The organism is Bacteroidia bacterium (assembly GCA_033391075.1).
GTDB lineage: Bacteria > Bacteroidota > Bacteroidia > J057 > J057 > JAWPMV01.
Window position 1 is genome coordinate 6,423,572 of record JAWPMV010000001.1, and the last position, 17,019, is coordinate 6,440,590.

Here is a 17,019-nt window from a genome sequence, read left to right on the forward strand (position 1 = left end):
GCTTTGCTAGAACTTGGGACAAGGTAAACTTCTATGTTTGCGTCTTCTTCTTGAGGGTGGTTGTTCAAACTCCATTACCAGAGATACTTCATGGGAGCCGCCCGAAATACCCTGAGTAAGTTGAGAAGTTGTATAGTCAAATGAATAACCAAAACTCAATGGTCCTTGTCTTAGTCCAATCAATCCGATCACTGCATCCTGATGTCTGTACCAAACTCCAAATACCATGGGTTCAACATTGACATAAAGGCCTGCATCAATCTGATTGAATTCTCCCTGCATTTTATAAAGGAAAGCAGGCGTAACAGAAATCTCTCTTACGTTTCTTCCTTCCTGAACAGGTATCCTAACTCCACCTGTAATGGTATATTTGCGTGGCAGAATTGCTTCCGGCACTGCTAGGTTAGGATAAGAGAATTGTTCGCGAGGCTCGGTGATATGGTTAACCGTTACACCTACCCACGCATATTGATTGTAGTAAACTGCACCTGCACTCACATCCGGACGGATCTGAGACTGGTTCCATAGTCCGGCAGGCTCATTAGTAGGCCTTACAAATCCATCACGGGGATCGATTTGGTCAGGGAAACGCAACTTGAAGAAGTCGATGCTTGCCTGGGTGATACCCGCTGCAAGACCGAAGCTCAAGAAGTGTTCATCCTCTACGAGTTCTACCTGATATGCATAATTTACTGTCATGTTCAATTTCGTCAGATCACCTTCACCAGCTACATCTGAATTGAAGTTGACCCCTATTCCCTGGTTTGTACCCAGAAATGAGATCGGCTGGTCGTAGGAGAAAGCGAACTGCTTGTAGAAGCCAGGAATCTTTACCCACTGTGCACGATAGTTCATAGCAATCCTGGGTCCTATACCCGATCCTGTAAAGGCAGGGTTTAGCATAACAAGATTTGAGTAGAACTGTGAGTACTGCGGATCTTGTGCGACCGCTGTGGAAAGGCTACCCAGGTATAAAGCTAAGAGAAGTGCTACATGAGCAAGTGATCTTTTCATCTTAATCAACCCTATTGAATAATGTTGTGTATATAACGGAATGTTATTTTGCCCAAACTCAATACTAAGGTGTCGTATTTTTTTGGATAAAACCAGCTAATTAGCTTTGCACTCCAACATGTAATGTCTTATTAACAGAGAATCCCCCATTTTTATTGGAAAATTCCCTGTAAATTAAGATAATTTTTTTCCGAATCCCTATACCTTCGCATAGAGAAAACTAAACTAAAAATGGGGTTTATTCCCAAAAAGCAGCTATGCCAGAACGGAGCAGCATTTTTGATATGATTGGACCTGTTATGATAGGACCTTCCAGTTCACATACCGGAGCAGTAGTAAGAATCGGCCGTACAGCCCGGGGCCTATTTGGCGAACAAGCCGAAAAAGTAATCATTACTTTCTATAATTCTTTCTCCCGTACCTATGAAGGCCACGGAAGCGACAGAGCAATTTTGGCTGGCCTGTTGGATATGGCTCCCGATGATGAACGTATAAGAGAGTCGCATCAGCATGCAAAAGATGCCGGACTTGAGTATCAATTCAAGGTCGTATTCAACGCATCTTCTCTACATCCCAATGCTATTCGGATTGAACAGTTCAAAGATAATCGGAAACAAAACGTGCTCGGCATATCACGAGGAGGGGGATTGATCTCTATTAAAGAGATCGATGGATTTACCTGTAGTTTTAGTGCCCAGGTTCCCACAATTATCTTTACCGCCAAGGATGTGCATGGAAGTATTGCCTTCATTACCGACATCATTGCCCATGAAGATTGCAACATAGCTACAATGACGGTTGACAGGAGTGGGAAGTACGATATGGCAAAACTTGTGCTGGAACTGGACTCCGATGTAAGGCCCCTTACGCTTGAATATTTGCGTAGTCTGGACTGGATCGAAAATGTCACCTACCTGAATGGAAATCAATAAGTGCGGAAGACATTCTGCCAGCTTATGGTTTCTTTCTGCCAGCGATTGGCTCCTTTTTGAGAAATCCCGGAACTTAGCCCTCTTGAAATAGCTTTCGGCCTGTAAATAAGGTACTTGACCGATAATTTTCTACAGCTTATCTGTAACTTACAACCTTTTTAGGCGACTAACACTCTATACCCGTACACCTTCTGTCTTTTATAAAAAACATATACATGTTACGTCAAATACTCACCACATTTCTAAGCTTGGTTTTAGGATCAGGGTTCCTGTTTGCTCAGGTTTCTGAATCTGATATCTGGAGTTTGCGCAGATGCCTTGAATTTGCGAAAGAAAGCAATATTCAATTAAAGCAGGCTGAGCTAAACGTTAAATCAGGAGAAATCGGCCTGGCTCAATCTAAAGCCCAAAGATTACCCAGTTTCAATTTTGGAGGAAACTATGGGCTAAGATTTGGACTATTTGAAGATCCATTAACCAATACCCTCAATAATACCAATGTTACGAACTTCGATATTGGGCTGAGTACCAGGATGGACATTTACAGAGCCGGGGCAATCAGCAATGGTATCAAACAAAGTGAAATAGACCTGGAAGCCAATCAGGCTGATCTTACCCAACAGGAATACGACCTGGCTTTGGATATCACGCTGGCTTATCTGACGATTCTGCAAAGAAGTGATTTACTGGAAAGTTCTTTACTTCAGATCAGCTCTACCCGCGAGCAAAGGGATCGTACAGAGAAATTGGTTAAGGCGGGTTCTCTGGCTCGTGCGGACCTTCTTCAGTTGGAATCGCAAATTGCGACCGAAGAGGTAAATGTGGTAAATGCTACCAACAATCTTGAATTGGGCTATCTCGCTTTGCAGCAATTGCTCAATCTTGACCCGGATGGACGGTTTAGCATTGAAAAGTTGGATTTACCTGATCCGGAAGGAGATTTCCTGGGAGCAGTAACAGAAGAAGTATATGAGTTTGCCGAGGCTAATCAGCCTTTCATTCGCAGTGCAGAACTCAATGTAGAAAGTGCAAAACTGGGGATTAAGATTGCTGAAAGTGATATGATTCCAAGCCTAAATGTATCTGGTAACTATGGAACAGGTTATTCCAGTAGAGCTCAAGATATTACAGGAGAAGGTATTGGAGGCCAATTTAGTCTCAATAGAAGTGGAAGAGTAACCCTGGGTTTGTCGGTTCCCATTTATAACAAAAGAAATATCCAATCCAATATAGAGAGAGCAGAGATCACCTATAAAAATGCTCAGTTCACCTCTAACTTGAGAAAGCAAAATTTAAGACAGACCATCGAGCAAGCCTATGTTGACCTCAAAAATGCTTACAGTACCTATAACTCAACTGTAAAACAGGTGGATGCACTCGATCTGGCTTTCAACAATACAGAAAAACAGTTTAATCTTGGAGTAGTTAATTCGGTGGACTATCTACTTGCCAAGAACAACCTCAACAGAGCTCGCTTTGATTTGGTTCGCGCAAAATATACCTATATCTTCCGCCAGAAAGTCCTGGACTTTTATCAGGGTAAACCCATTGGTTTCTAATCTATGCTAAGAACATACACACATATAAGACTATTAAGATTACTTCCCGTCCTTTTCCTGCTTAGTGCCTGTAGCAAGCCTAAGACTCAGGTCCAGGTCGGAAAATCAGAAGTAAGAGACATTTTTGCCCGTGTTACTGAATCAGGAGTAGTTCAGCCTACGGTAGATGTTCCCATTTCTCCGGATGTTCCGGGTGAGGTAGTAGCTATTGCCGTACAAGAAGGGCAAAAGGTAAAGAAAGGAGATCTCCTGGTAACCATCCAGCCAGATGACTATAGAGCTCAATTGGAACAGGCAGTAGCCTCGCTCAATCGCTCTCAGGCGGCTTACTTACAAGCCCAGGCCAATGCTTCTCAATCCAAGGCCCAGGTATTGCAGGATTCCGTATCCCTGACACGTACTCAACAATTATTCAATGACAAGGTGGTTTCCAAAGTAGATCTGGAAAATGCGCAGTTGGCTTTTAATGTTTCCAAATCTCAATTGGATGCAGCTAACTACAATGTCCGTTCTGCCTACTACCAGGTAAAAAGTTCGGAAGCTTCCCGCAAGCAAGCCCGACAAAACCTGGACAGGACCAATATCTATGCCTCCATGGATGGGACCATTACTCAGCTCAATATCGAATTGGGACAAAGGGTTGTAGGAACCAATCAAATGGCAGGTACTGAGATTCTAAAGATTGCAGACCTTTCCAGAATGGAAGTGATCGTAGAAATCAATGAAAATGATATTGTCAATGTGGGTCTGGGAGATTCTACCAAAGTAGAAGTGGATGCTTTCCCTAGCCAGGATTTCTACGGAAAAGTAACAGAGATTGCATATTCCGCTACTGTAACCGGAGCAGCCTCTACGGATCAGGTTACCAATTTTGAAGTAAAAGTTCAGATCACCCCTGAATCCTATAAAAATCTGAAAGGTGCTGAAAATGGAGGAAGTCCTTTCCGTCCGGGTATGACTTCACTTGTTGAAATCTACACCCAGAAAGTAGAAGGTGCTGTCGCTGTGCCTATACAAGCAGTAACCTTAAGAAGTGTAAAGGGACAAAAGAAGGAAGGTGAAGCTGAGGCTACAGAGGCAGAATCCAATAATGATGATGCCAATGAAGTGGTATTTATTTATGAAGGAGGAAAAGTAAAGAGAAGTTTGGTTGAAACCGGAATCAGTGATGATGCCTATATCCAGATCAAAAGCGGCCTGGAAAAAGATGCTGATATCGTAACCGGTAATTATAATACCCTCAGCAAAGTCCTGAAAGATGGCATGGAAGTAGAAAAGGGTAGTGGAAAGAAACGAAACTGGGAAAAGAAGGAAGGTTAAGCTTCAAAAAAATATAATTAGAAGTTAGGAGGCGATGATTCAAATCATCGCCTTAATTTTTCCATAAAAAACGTAACTTGCATAGGTGAACTCTATTTCATTTCTAGAACAACTCAACGAAGCACAACGCGAAGCAGTGGAAGCCATCGAAGGTCCCCACATGGTTATCGCAGGAGCTGGTAGTGGTAAGACCCGTGTGCTTACTTACCGATTGGCATTTATTCTTTCTCAGGGTATCGCCGATCCGCAGGAGTTATTGGCACTGACCTTTACCAATAAGGCCGCCAAGGAAATGAAAGAAAGGATCTATCGCCTGATCGGTGCAGAAGCAAAAAGCATCGTGATGGGAACTTTCCACTCCATTTTTTCGAGGATTTTAAGAGTAGAGGCCGAAAGGCTGGGCTATACCAGTTCTTTCACCATCCTGGATTCGGATGATTCTCTCAAGATGATCAAGCTGCTCCTCAAGGAAAAAAACCTGGATGACAAGGTATATAAACCTAAAGTCGTTCGAAATGGGATTAGTCTGGCCAAAAACCGACTTATTTCTCCTAAAGAATATCAGGAGCAAGCCGTAGATGATTTCAATAGAAAAGTAGCGGAGATTTTCGGAATGTATGAGAAACGTCTGTTCAAGTCCAATGCCATGGACTTTGATGATCTTCTTCTCAAACCCATCATCCTCTTTCAACAAGATCCACAAGTCCTGTATAAATACCAGCGCCGATTCAAATATATCATGGTCGATGAGTACCAGGATACCAATCAGGCGCAGTACCTCCTGTGCAATATGTTGGCAGCTCAGCACCACAATATTTGTGTGGTTGGGGATGATGCCCAGAGTATCTATGCTTTTCGGGGAGCCAACATCCGCAATATCCTCAATCTGGAAAAGGACTATCCGAGTCTTCAGGTTCACAAACTAGAGCAGAACTATCGTTCGACACAAAATATCGTAAACGCTGCCAATTCGATCATTTCCAGAAACCGGGATCAGATCAAAAAGAATGTTTTTACCAAAAATGAATCTGGTGAGAAGATTCTGGTGGTAGAATCCAGCAGCGAACAAGACGAAGCCAAGCGAGTAAGCAATATGCTGCGAGAGCAAAAGCAGCTCTTCAGCTTCTTCAATAAAGATTTTGCTATCCTGTATCGGACCAATTCTCAATCTCGTGCGATTGAGGATGAACTCCGAAGAGCAGGACTTACCTATAAGATATTCGGAGGCCTTTCTTTCTATCAAAGAAAGGAAGTCAAAGACGTCATTGCTTACCTAAAGCTTTCCATCAATCCACAAGATGAAACGGCGATACGGAGGGTGATCAATTATCCCACACGAGGGATAGGGAAAACCAGTCTGGAACGCATCAATATTTTTGCTAATGATGAAGGCCTGAGTTTGTGGGAAGTATTGGAGAATGTGAACAATGTTCCGGGCCTGAATAGCCGTGCAAAAAACAAAGTTTCGGAATTTGTAATTATGATCCGGGATTTTGCTATTACGGCTGAGAAAAATGATGCCTATCATGCCGCCAATTACATGGCCAAGCAATCCGGCATCTTAAAAGAACTTCATTCTGAAAATAATATAGAAAACCTGAGTCGCTGGGAAAATGTGCAGGAATTGCTCAACTCGGCCCAGGCTTTCACCGAAGATCCTGATCAGGATAGTGTCAATCTCGAAAGTTTTCTGGCGGATATCTCCCTTTTCACAGACCAGGACCAAAAGATCGAGAATGACGATTATATTACCCTGATGACCATTCACTCCGCCAAAGGTCTGGAATTTAAGTCTGTCTTTTTGGTGGGAATGGAAGAAAATCTCTTTCCTAGTGGTCTCGCGATGGAAACCCGGGCAGATTTGGAAGAAGAAAGGCGACTGTTTTATGTAGCAGTTACCCGAGCAGAAAAAAGGCTTACCCTCAGCTATGCAAAATCTCGCTATCGCTTTGGGAATCTCCAATTCAATGAACCTAGCCGATTTCTGGATGAAGTGGATGAGGAATACCTGATCAAACCGGCACAAAATATACGCAGACAAGCGGTTTCCCCTTTTATGAGTCCCGGCATGGCAAAAAAGCCTACGACAAATCGTAAACTTACGCCTGTCTCCAAAGCAAAAAGTAGTCTCGCACCTCCTGATTTTGAAGCCGCTGATCCAGAAAAAATTGTTCCAGGACTAAAAGTAAGACACCTCAAATTTGGCTCAGGAGAAGTCCTCAAAGTAGAAGGGCAGGGGCCAGGTAAAAAGGCAACCGTTCTCTTCAGACAAAAAGGCCAAAGAGTACTATTGCTAAAATACGCCAAGCTTCAGATCGTTTAAGTAGCTTCCTTCATGAAAAATTCCATTCCCAATATCCTGACAGCTTCCAATCTGTTTTGTGGAAGTATAGCCGTCATCTTTATTTTTCTGGGAAAAGCTGATATGGTTGCCTGGTTTATTTTAGCTGCCCTCTTCATGGATTTTATGGACGGTTTTGTGGCGCGTATGTTGAAGGTGAGTTCACCAGTTGGGAAAGAGCTGGACTCGCTGGCAGATATGGTAAGTTTTGGCCTGGTTCCGGCTTTGATCATGAGCCGTATGTTGGCAGAGCAAGCAGGACATAGTTTCCCGACTATGGACTTGAGCCTGGGAGAAATGGGATTTTTAGCGGGTCTGTTGATCGCCATTTTCTCAGCTTTCAGATTGGCAAAATTTAACCTGGACGAAAGACAGTCAGATGCCTTTTACGGACTTCCAACTCCTGCCAATACCATCCTGATTCTTTCGCTTTGGTTGATAGCTGAATACTGGCCAGACAACTGGTTAAATGCTTTCCTCGGAAATATCTACGTCCTCCTGGCAATCACCGCTTTTAGTTGCTACATCCTCATTGCAGATGTGAGACTGATTGCCCTTAAGTTTAAAAACTTCCAGCTCAAAGATAATCTTTCACGCTTCCTGCTATTGGGAATCTCGCTGGTACTCCTCATCGCCTTACAAGTGCCTGGCATTCCTCTCATCATTTTCATTTACCTCCTGCTATCCATACTGGAAAATACCGGGATTCTGGCCAGCAAATAAAAAGGCTTCCTTATTGGAATGAAACATATAGAAATAATTCAAAGAGGAGGCGCTCAGGCATTCCCTGTTTTGATGAACTCAATCTCATGTGCTTCCCAGGGATGAATTTGTCCCTGACGTGCGTACTTCCCTCTGATTTCAGTATATCTGATCGGGTCTGTGATTCCAGACAAAAGTTCTTCCAATTGATCTTCAAAATAAAGGACCTTTACCCACATTTGTTCCATCCTCAGGATATCGATGAGCTCTCTTCGAAGTCCTTCATCAGTAAAGTCTCCTTCAAATAAAAGTACCTCATCGCTAGCTATTCGTTTAAAGATCGCATTATGCAAATGAGGCCGATCCTTTTTATCTACCTGAATCCGAACCGCCTGAGAATATCCTACATCCAGGACGTGCTGCATACTATAATTAGATGCACCAATCGGAATAATGCAGGTATTATTATACTGACTATTTTCAGCTTCCATCACGGATTCTGACAATAACTTCTCCAGAAGTCTACTATCTCTAAACTGGCTGGCCTGCCACAAGGAATTTTTGTGGAGTAAATCTGCTTGATGGTAGGTTTCCTGCAATGAGGAATAGGTACCAATCCGAGCTATAACTTCCGGCAGAATCTTCTCATTGAAATTGCCGGTTAAATCCCATATTTGCTCTTGGTTTTTGCAGATTCTTCCCGTTAGATCGCAAAATGCAAATATACCCAGCAATCTCAGATCAACCTGCAGAGCTATCGGGATGTATGCACTCACAGGGCTCTTTCTAATTCCTAACTGCAAAGGAATGCTATGCCAGCGAATCAGATCTAGAATCGTCCTTCTCTGTTCTGTGGAAAGCTCTGGCCGCTGTAAGAGTATATTTCTGGCTATTGGAACCCCTGCGGTTTCGTGTCCGTGAGAGTGGTACCGACCATTTTCCCATTTGGTAGTCTTGGGCTTGCCGATATCATGCAAAAGGGCAGTCCAATACAGGATCTCCCGTTCTCTTTCTGTTAATCCCCAGCTTTCATCCAACTTCAGCACATTTTCCAGTACCATCAGCGTATGCGTATAAACATCGCCCTCTGCATGATAGCAGGGATTTTGCATCGTACGCTTCATTTGATTGATACAGGTAGATGGAAGGGGTAAGCTTTTGGTATAAGCCATGACCATAATACTCGATTACAAATATCCGGTCAATCTGAGGTTTGTGATAATTCTAAACTACAGATATTACGAGATCTTGCATAATGCTTATTCGAGTATTTCTTTCATCAGCCTCCGCTTTTCTTCTTGGGGGTTTCTTTCTTTTTTGCCGGGCTTTTGCTCCCGGGTTTTGTCGGAGTGGTTTTGGTGGGTGATCCTCCCGGCTTCTGAGAAAGCTTCTTCTGTCTTTCCAGTGCCTTCTTTTCGGCAGCTTTTAGTATATCGGCTTCTAGTTCTGCTTCCAGATCTAGCGCATCTTCTTCTTCTAAATCTTCATCAGCCATGATTTCTCCTTCCCAATCTGCTTTTTCCTCTTCACTCATTTCTGTCTTTTTCCTTTCCTCTCCAGGTATATCCAAATCCTCTCCTTCTTCATCAGGGAAAAGGTTTTTATCGAAGAAGAGTTCTTCTTCCGTAGGCAGCCACATATCTCCCTCAAAGCCGTCATCCATGGTCAGTTTAAACTCAACCCTGCGATTTTTCTCTTTATTTTCGTCCGAATCATTAGGTACAATAGGTCGGGTTTCTCCATACCCACTTGCCGTAATCTTCTCCTCCCCAAATTCCCCATTGGTTATAATATAATCTCGTATACTATTTGCCCGAGCAATGGATAAACTAAGGTTGGCTTCGTCTGGTCCGTCAGAATCCGTATGCCCTTCGATTTCCAACTTGAACATAGGATAGTTTTTGAGGAAACGAATGATGTAATCCAATTTGGGTTTTACACTACTTTGCAACTTGGTACTATTGCTTCTGAATCGCATGGACTCAAAGACAATGGGTTTGTTATCCTCAAAACTTTGGGTAAAGATTTGAAAGGTAGTATCTCCTTTAAAATAAAAGTCCCTTTCTATGGTGAGGAAATTATCTCCCAGCACAAAGATTTTATAGCGATTGTTATTGATCAGATCAAATTCGAAATAACCGGAATCATTGATCTCCTTGGGAGCAACTTCACGGTTATTTTCCATATCTATGATCATCACAGTTCCCTGCAATATGTATCCGCTCACAGAATCCACCAGCGTTCCTTTCAAGGTCGCTATTGCATCCGGACGAGCCTCCATAGGCATAGGGAATGAGTAGAGGTCAAAGTTTTGTTTTACATGATCCTCATCGGTGTCTTTGGCGTCCGAATAAAAGATCGTACTTCCGGCTCCATCGATGGAGAAGTAGTACTGGTTCCCACGGGTATTTACAAGGGGTCCCAAATTATTGGATTGTTCCCAGCGGTCAATCATCCAGCGGGATTTGAAAATATCGAAGCTCCCGAAATTGGGATAATGACCGGTCGAACTGTAATACAGGGTATTGTTGATATTGTGGAAATAAGGAGTTACTTCCTCATTTGGGGTGTTGATATTTGGCCCAAGGTTTTGAGCAGCTCCCCAGCTATTTCCCTCTCTATGAGACACATAAATATCCGTTCCACCGAAGCCAGTCTTACGATTCGATGCAAAAAAGAGCATTTGGCCATCTGCCGAAATATTAGGTTGAGAATCCCAATTGTCTGAATTTACACCAGCGCCCAGATTCTTGATATTGGTCCATCGAATGCTGCCATCCGGGTTATTGCCTTCAAACTCTGCGCTGTAAATATCACAGCCTCCATAGCTTGGCAACTCAGGCTTTCGAGGATCAGTATCCTTATTTTTTTTGCGGTTCCTATCCATGTATTTCTCCTTGTCCCTACAGCGGGTGAAATACAGGGTCTTCCCATCCGGATCCAAACTGGCAGAACCTTCATTGTATTTACTATTGATATCGTCGTTGAGCTTTTGAGCCGGCTTCCATTCATTGGTTACCCAGTCAATCTCTGTATAATAAATGTCTTCATTATAGCTGGCATAGGGATCCACGAAATCCGAGGTTCTCATCTCCTTTCCAGTACGCCTTGAGGTGAATACCAACATAGTATTGGATGGGTGAACGAAGGGAGCATAATCCGGGTCCGGGGAGTTAACCTGATCTCCCATACTCGTCAATACATTGGGAGGAGGAATCAGAGAATCAATCCGCTTTCTGACTTCCAGCAATTCATAATATTTATCTATCGGAAGCCAATCACTACGGGTAGATGCCGTTAAGGAATCATAGGCCAATCTTGGAGCTCTTGTTCCTCGATTGTGCATGCGAGCAAGGTCATAATAATAAACTGCTCGCGCGGTATCTTTCAGTATATGCTTTACTCTACCTGCCAACCACAAAAGAGAGGTATCTCGACGAAAGTTTTGTATCCCAAAATTCTGGATGTAGGGAATCAATACCCGATCCAGTTTTTCCATATCTTCTCCGCCAGCCAATTCTTTGATCTCAGCCAGATCTCTTTCATTTTTATAAAAGGGATATCGATTGATAAAGGGAAAAGTCAAATAAGTACCCGAACGCTTAAGCGCAGCCTCATCTGACTGTATAAGCACAGACTTTTGCTTGAGAATATTTTCCGGAACAGAAGAATTGGCTTCCTGGGCACTTGCCGTATTGATAGATAGGCAGAGTCCTAAAAGAAAGGTTCCAAGGATTACAACAATAGCTCGCATGGCTATAAAAATTAAACACGTTAAGGTTTTCCCCACATGCAGAATTACAGAAAAAAACTTATTTAAAAAAGACAGAATTTACTCAAACCCTGCTATTCGAATATCTGAAGCAATAAAGCATAAGCTTTCTGGCTTTGGACGGTATTGCTCCCGGTTCTAATGAAAAGATCTTCTCCTTCCTGAAAGCTTACGAAAAGTAAGCTTTCACCGGAATTCTGCAAGGCAAAAGAAAATCTCAACGTAAGGGCATCAGCACTTAATTCGGGCAGGCGAATATTATCAAAACAGAGTTCATCTCCTTCGCCCTTCGGCTTGATATTTTTCAATCGTGCCCACTGAAGTATTTGCTCTCGTAGCAATTCCGGTGCTTCTTTGCTTTTCACAGCGAAGGCAGGAACTCTCTGGTCTTTTATGGTAGTAGAAGCAGGATCAATTCTTATGGCCGCCTGTTTTCCTTTTTTCTGGGACTCAAAGCGAAGTCGCTCCTGGGTCAATTGGTCTATCCGCTTTTCAAGTTCTACTACTCTTTGCATCAGTTGAGCTTCTTTGCCTTTCAATTCATAATTCGCCAAGAACTTTTCTCGCTGGTCCATTCGGGTTTCGCGAATCTTCACTTCCCATTCCAATTGTTCCAGGGCTATTTGTGCCTCTTCTAATTCTTTTTGTTGCTTTAAGTAAACCTGTCGTCGAATCTTCGCTGCATCAGATTCTGGATTCAGGGTAGCTATCTCTTGCCGGAAAGAATCTTTCAGACTCGTCATTCTCTCCTCATTCCTATTCAGGAGTTTATCCTGTTCACTCAATCGTCCCCGTAAAATCTGGATAAGGTCGCGATCTGTTTCCTGTACCTGATATAATTCTTTTCGTTCCTCTTCCAGCTGAGCGATACGCGCTTTAGGGTCATTGGCAGAAGCAGCGACAGCTATTTCCGCCTGGTATTTTTTGATCAGTGAATCCTGCCTTTCCCCAAATGAATTCAAGGCTTTCATTTGTTCTTCCTGTTCTGCTATCCGATTTTTCAACTCCTGGTTGACTTTACTCAAGCTATCCACAGCCATTTTACCCTGCTCAAATAAAATACTATCTGTACGGGAAAATAGGGGAGTATCCATCAAAGTATCCATAGTTTCAGGCTGGCTTTCCTGAAGATTCGCAATTTGTGTGTAGAGGGAATCCTGTCGAAAGGAAGCCTGGATCAGAGAAGCCCTAAGCTCATCAATCGTAAGCTGAAGATCCATGAGGGAATCTCTGTATTGACTGATCTGTTCTGCGGAATTGTCGTCCAGAAACTGTGTCGATTCAGATGGCGCGTTTTTCAGATAATCCTGGAAGCGGGAACTGATCTGCTCAACGATCTTTTCATCGTCCTTCATTTCCAGGGCTTCATAGTCAGAAAATGGATCTTTTTTCAGCCGCGTTTCTCCGATATCTCCTACCCAATCACGCTTTCTTTCTACAATGTCTTCATATTGAAAGCGGGATTCTCTCTCCTCGTATTTTTTTCTAAGCTCAGCAGCAGTGGTTTCACTAAAAAGGGGATCAAAATTGATGGTATCTCCACTAATCTTTCTTACCATTTCAGCCAAATCGAGCAAAAGTCTCAAACTCAAATCCGGAGCCTCTGAGATATTTATTGGTTTCTGATAATCATAACTACCCACCAGGGTTAGGCGAGTCATAAGTCCTGAAATATCTTCTAATTGGTAAAAGAAGCTAATGGGTTGGCTGACACTGACGGCTGGGTAATCCAGTTGTTCGAAGATCATAAAGTCTTCAAAAGAGACCGGAGGATTGATGATATAGGTGGCAAAATGGTTACGTATGCCTTGTTTTACTTCTGCTCGAGGCTTTCTGACCATTACCTGAAAGCCTTCCACTTGACGTTCCATAAGTCTGACACGACTGGCTTTCACCGGAATTAGCTGCCCATACAATTCGGGAGTATAGCAGATAAGGAGGATCAAAAGAGCGGTGAAAGTAGATCGCATATCTTCATTCTTTTGCCAGGGTACCAAAGCTTATAACGAATAAGATCCGGTAAATAGTGAATATCAAAGCCTAAGAATCCTTTGACTTTAATTTGTGTGATCTAAGCGTTTTCTGTGAGCTTGTAATGCTTGATCAGGTCATAGGTATGCCAACTTTTGCAGTCTTCCATCGAATAGCCCAACAAGTCAACTACCTCTGCAATTCTTTCTATACCTGCTGCCTCAATTTCCATAAATTCGGGAATCGCCTCAAGTTCGTCCTGATAATTATCGATCACAACATGGGTATCTCCCAATTCATATTGGGTTCTGAATTTGCGGGTCTTTTTGGTAACCTTAAAATTAAGCAGATCCAGGATTGCACGCATTTGAATGATATCGCCAATCGAGGTTTCAAACTCCTCCATGATTTTCGCCCCTTCCTGAGAAACGAATTTCTTATAGGTCAGAACCGTTTCTTCTCCCTCTTTCCTCAAGCGAAGTACATCCCCGGATTTATAAATATTTCCTTCCTGGGTATCAAAGAAAAGGGCCAACATTTCTCCATCAAAGGATTTCTCAGCCCCTAATTCTTCCAGGCGACTAATGAGTGCCTTTCTATCTATCTCTAATATTTTTACTTCTATTTCTTTCACTTCATTGAGCTTTAGCAATAATACGAAAAATGCCCGCAGAAGATATAAGGAGGAAGGTAAAAAACCTAAACCCGGACATAGTCCAGGTTTAGGGCTCTTGCTCAGTTTGAAATAATTGTAGAAATCTAAATAATCGGTTTAAGCTGTTTAAACTTTTTTAATTCTTTTTGTTTGACTTATGATACAAAGATGTAAGAAATGAGGCTGAGAGGAAAGCAATAATTACGACAATTCAAACATTTATGATATTGGAAAAAGATTTTCACTCTTTAATCTCCTTTAACAAGAACAATTCATAACACACTGAATTACAGTTGTTTATATCAATATATTTTTACTCATAAAAATAGAGATCAAGTAGAGAGAGATTGGGTATGATAATAGGGTTATTTTTGTACGAAAAATTGAAATAACCTGCAGGCAGAAGCTAAGAAATATCAAATTTGGGTGGAGAATTATTAGCTAGGTACTTGAAATTTTTACGGATCTGAAGCGGAGAGTTACTTAGAAATATTCGGGAGCTGTCTCATTTTATTCAGAATAGGGTAGGGGGCAAACAAAAAAAGCCGAAACCTCAATGGATTTCGGCGATGACACAGTATTCTTAAAAAATTATGTTAATGCTATTGTAGCTTTTCTCCTTAACTGAAGGCCAGGGGTACTCTTTGTTTAGGGAGATTTACGAAGAAAGTACTTCCTTCCCCTTTTCTTGACTCAAGCCAGATCTTTCCATTATGCCTAAGGACAACCTTTTGGCATATTGAGAGTCCGATACCCGTTCCCCCATATTCATCTCTTCCCTGGAGTTGTTGAAATACCGTAAAGATTTTATCCATATAGGCTTCTTCTATTCCGATTCCGTTATCCTGGAAACTGATTAAATGAGAATCCCCCTGGTCCTGGTAAGTAATTTCGATTTCAGGACGCTTTCCACCTGAGTAGGTCATGGCATTGCTCAGGAGGTTTTGAAAAAGCAAAACCTGAGAGCCCATATTACCCGTAATGCGTGGCAGTTCATCTGAAATGATGATGGCTTTTGTTTTTTCTATTTGTTCACGAAGGTTTTCTATGGAAAGATTGAGTGCATCATTTAAATTCAGCTCCTCCATCCGATCGCTAGTATCCAGGCGAGAATAATTCAACAAATCGGTCAGCAGTTGATGCATCTGCTTTGCCCCCTTGGTAATAAAGTCTATGTATTCTTTACCTTCCGTATCCAAGCTCTCTTTATATCTACGTTCCAGCAGGCCCGCAAAAGAGCCTATCGTGCGTAAAGGTTGTTTCAGGTCATGAGAAACAACATAGGCATATTGTTCGAGGTCAGCATTGCTAATCGCAAGTTGTTGGTTGTGAAACTCAATCTCTCGATTTTTTTCATACAACAGTTTGCTGTTTTTTGCTTCCGACCTAAAACGGTAAAAGAGAAACCATGATACTCCAAAAAGCAGGATGATTACCATGAGTACCAAGAGGCTATATTTCTCAAAAACTGCTTCTGAGTAATCTTCTTCCAGCGCCAGAATTTGAGTTTCCTTCTTTTCAGTCTCATACACGATTTGCATTCTCCTCAAGGACTGCGCTTTTTCCTCATCGAATATATCATCTCTTATATCTGCATATGCAATCTGGTTTTGAAGAGCAGATTTTGTATCTCCTTTGTCTTCAAAATATTCCGCCAAAAGCCTATGCGTCTTGGCAGCTTCTGCTTTGCTCCCGATTTCTTTAGCGATTTGCAAAGCTTCTTCCAAATGGTCTCGGGCAAGATCGAGCTTCTCTCCTTTTTTCAAGTGCTCTCCTAAAAAGAGTAAAGCTATTAATTGTGAACGGGGATCTTCTATCTCATTTGCAAGCTGAAGCGCTTGTTCATGGGCCGCTCGGGCTTTCCCGCCTTTCCCTTGTAGGTCCAGTACTTTGCCTAGATCCGTAAGAGATTCCCTCATCCCGACAGGGTCTTCAAGTTCTGTCCGTAAATCCAGAGATTTTTGGAAGAAACCCAATGCTTCTTCAAATGCCTTCAGAGAAAAACTATTCTCTCCCAAATTTGAATATACATCTGCTAATCCTCTTTTATCATCTCCTCCATTCAGGAGATCAAGGGCTTGCTCAAAATGAAGACGAGCCTTTTCATGATCTTCCATGATTGCATAGATGTTTCCGATATTCAGAAGGGAGCGAACTTTATTTTTATCATTATTTGAGAACTCATAAATCTCAAGAGCTCGGAGGTGGTTGTTGAGAGAATAATCATATGCCCCCAGCATCTGGTAGATAACCCCCAGATTGTTGCATGAGGTAGCTATACCTTCCAGATCATTGATCTCTGTGCGGATTTTGTAAGCCTGACTCAAGTAATCTATTGCCTGAGAGTAGTCGCCCCCCATTTGTTGAGCGAGTCCCAGATTATTGTAAATATTGGCCTGGCCTTTTTTATCCCCTACAACTTCAAATTTATCCAGAGCTGTATGGAAGGTTTGAATGGCTTCATCCATTTCCCCTTTATACCAATGCAGGACCCCTTTGGTCTTATATGATTTGGCCTGGCCGTGAATAAATCCTATCTCCTCGGCTAAATAAATCGCTTTATCTGCATACTCATCAGCTTTAGTCAGGTCAGCGTCTTTCCATTCCCATGCGAGCTTCTGCAACAGCATGACTTGCTGTGTATCAGAAGTAATGTCTGTAAGGGCATTTTCCCATTGCTCAATTTTTTCATTTTGAGCGAAGGAGGAAAGTGACAGAAGTAGAATGTAAAGTAGGCTAAAGCAATATTTCAT

At 42.3% G+C, this 17,019-nt stretch carries 11 protein-coding genes; 5 read left to right on the top strand and 6 right to left on the bottom strand.

Annotation, left to right across the window (positions count from 1 at the left end; genetic code table 11):
* Positions 1-6: 6 nt before the first annotated feature.
* Positions 7-1,014, bottom strand: coding sequence for a type IX secretion system membrane protein PorP/SprF (locus R8P61_25710; protein ID MDW3650497.1), 1,008 nt, complete (start codon positions 1,012-1,014; stop codon positions 7-9).
* Positions 1,015-1,271: 257 nt separating this feature from the next.
* Here R8P61_25710 and sdaAB point away from each other — a divergent pair, with 257 nt between their 5' ends.
* The 5 genes from sdaAB to R8P61_25735 all read left to right on the top strand — a co-directional run bounded on the left by sdaAB (position 1,272) and on the right by R8P61_25735 (position 7,889).
* A complete protein-coding gene (gene sdaAB, locus R8P61_25715) occupies positions 1,272-1,946 on the top strand; it encodes an L-serine ammonia-lyase, iron-sulfur-dependent subunit beta (protein MDW3650498.1) in 675 nt (224 codons plus the stop codon).
* 215 nt (positions 1,947-2,161) lie between these two features.
* Complete coding sequence (locus tag R8P61_25720) at positions 2,162-3,505, top strand: TolC family protein (GenBank protein MDW3650499.1); 1,344 nt, start codon at positions 2,162-2,164, stop codon at positions 3,503-3,505.
* 3 nt (positions 3,506-3,508) lie between these two features.
* Positions 3,509-4,825, top strand: coding sequence for an efflux RND transporter periplasmic adaptor subunit (locus tag R8P61_25725; GenBank protein MDW3650500.1), 1,317 nt, complete (start codon positions 3,509-3,511; stop codon positions 4,823-4,825).
* A gap of 94 nt (positions 4,826-4,919) precedes the next feature.
* Positions 4,920-7,148, top strand: coding sequence for a 3'-5' exonuclease (locus tag R8P61_25730; protein ID MDW3650501.1), 2,229 nt, complete (start codon positions 4,920-4,922; stop codon positions 7,146-7,148).
* Positions 7,149-7,160: 12 nt separating this feature from the next.
* Positions 7,161-7,889 carry a CDP-alcohol phosphatidyltransferase family protein gene (locus R8P61_25735; GenBank protein MDW3650502.1) on the top strand — a complete coding sequence of 243 codons (729 nt, stop codon included), beginning with the start codon at positions 7,161-7,163 and terminating at the stop codon, positions 7,887-7,889.
* A 53-nt stretch (positions 7,890-7,942) separates the two neighbouring features.
* Here the strand turns inward: R8P61_25735 and R8P61_25740 are convergent, their stop codons facing one another.
* The 5 genes from R8P61_25740 to R8P61_25760 form a co-directional block, all read right to left on the bottom strand.
* Positions 7,943-9,046, bottom strand: a complete 1,104-nt coding sequence (locus tag R8P61_25740; protein ID MDW3650503.1) for an HD domain-containing protein — start codon at positions 9,044-9,046, stop codon at positions 7,943-7,945.
* A 101-nt stretch (positions 9,047-9,147) separates the two neighbouring features.
* Positions 9,148-11,622: an OmpA family protein gene (locus R8P61_25745; GenBank protein ID MDW3650504.1), complete on the bottom strand. Its 2,475-nt coding sequence runs from the start codon at positions 11,620-11,622 to the stop codon at positions 9,148-9,150.
* Positions 11,623-11,714: 92 nt separating this feature from the next.
* Positions 11,715-13,610: a hypothetical protein gene (locus R8P61_25750; protein MDW3650505.1), complete on the bottom strand. Its 1,896-nt coding sequence runs from the start codon at positions 13,608-13,610 to the stop codon at positions 11,715-11,717.
* Positions 13,611-13,711: 101 nt separating this feature from the next.
* Positions 13,712-14,245, bottom strand: a complete 534-nt coding sequence (gene cyaB, locus R8P61_25755) for a class IV adenylate cyclase (GenBank protein MDW3650506.1) — start codon at positions 14,243-14,245, stop codon at positions 13,712-13,714.
* Positions 14,246-14,886: 641 nt separating this feature from the next.
* Positions 14,887-17,019: a tetratricopeptide repeat protein gene (locus tag R8P61_25760; GenBank protein MDW3650507.1), complete on the bottom strand. Its 2,133-nt coding sequence runs from the start codon at positions 17,017-17,019 to the stop codon at positions 14,887-14,889.

Coding starts and splice junctions, on each gene's coding strand:
- R8P61_25710 (MDW3650497.1), bottom strand. CDS start 1,014: ATGAAAAGATCACTTGCTCATGTAGCACTTCTCTTAGCTTTATACCTG.
- sdaAB (MDW3650498.1), top strand. CDS start 1,272: ATGCCAGAACGGAGCAGCATTTTTGATATGATTGGACCTGTTATGATA.
- R8P61_25720 (MDW3650499.1), top strand. CDS start 2,162: ATGTTACGTCAAATACTCACCACATTTCTAAGCTTGGTTTTAGGATCA.
- R8P61_25725 (MDW3650500.1), top strand. CDS start 3,509: ATGCTAAGAACATACACACATATAAGACTATTAAGATTACTTCCCGTC.
- R8P61_25735 (MDW3650502.1), top strand. CDS start 7,161: ATGAAAAATTCCATTCCCAATATCCTGACAGCTTCCAATCTGTTTTGT.
- R8P61_25740 (MDW3650503.1), bottom strand. CDS start 9,046: ATGGTCATGGCTTATACCAAAAGCTTACCCCTTCCATCTACCTGTATC.
- R8P61_25745 (MDW3650504.1), bottom strand. CDS start 11,622: ATGCGAGCTATTGTTGTAATCCTTGGAACCTTTCTTTTAGGACTCTGC.
- R8P61_25750 (MDW3650505.1), bottom strand. CDS start 13,610: ATGCGATCTACTTTCACCGCTCTTTTGATCCTCCTTATCTGCTATACT.
- R8P61_25760 (MDW3650507.1), bottom strand. CDS start 17,019: ATGAAATATTGCTTTAGCCTACTTTACATTCTACTTCTGTCACTTTCC.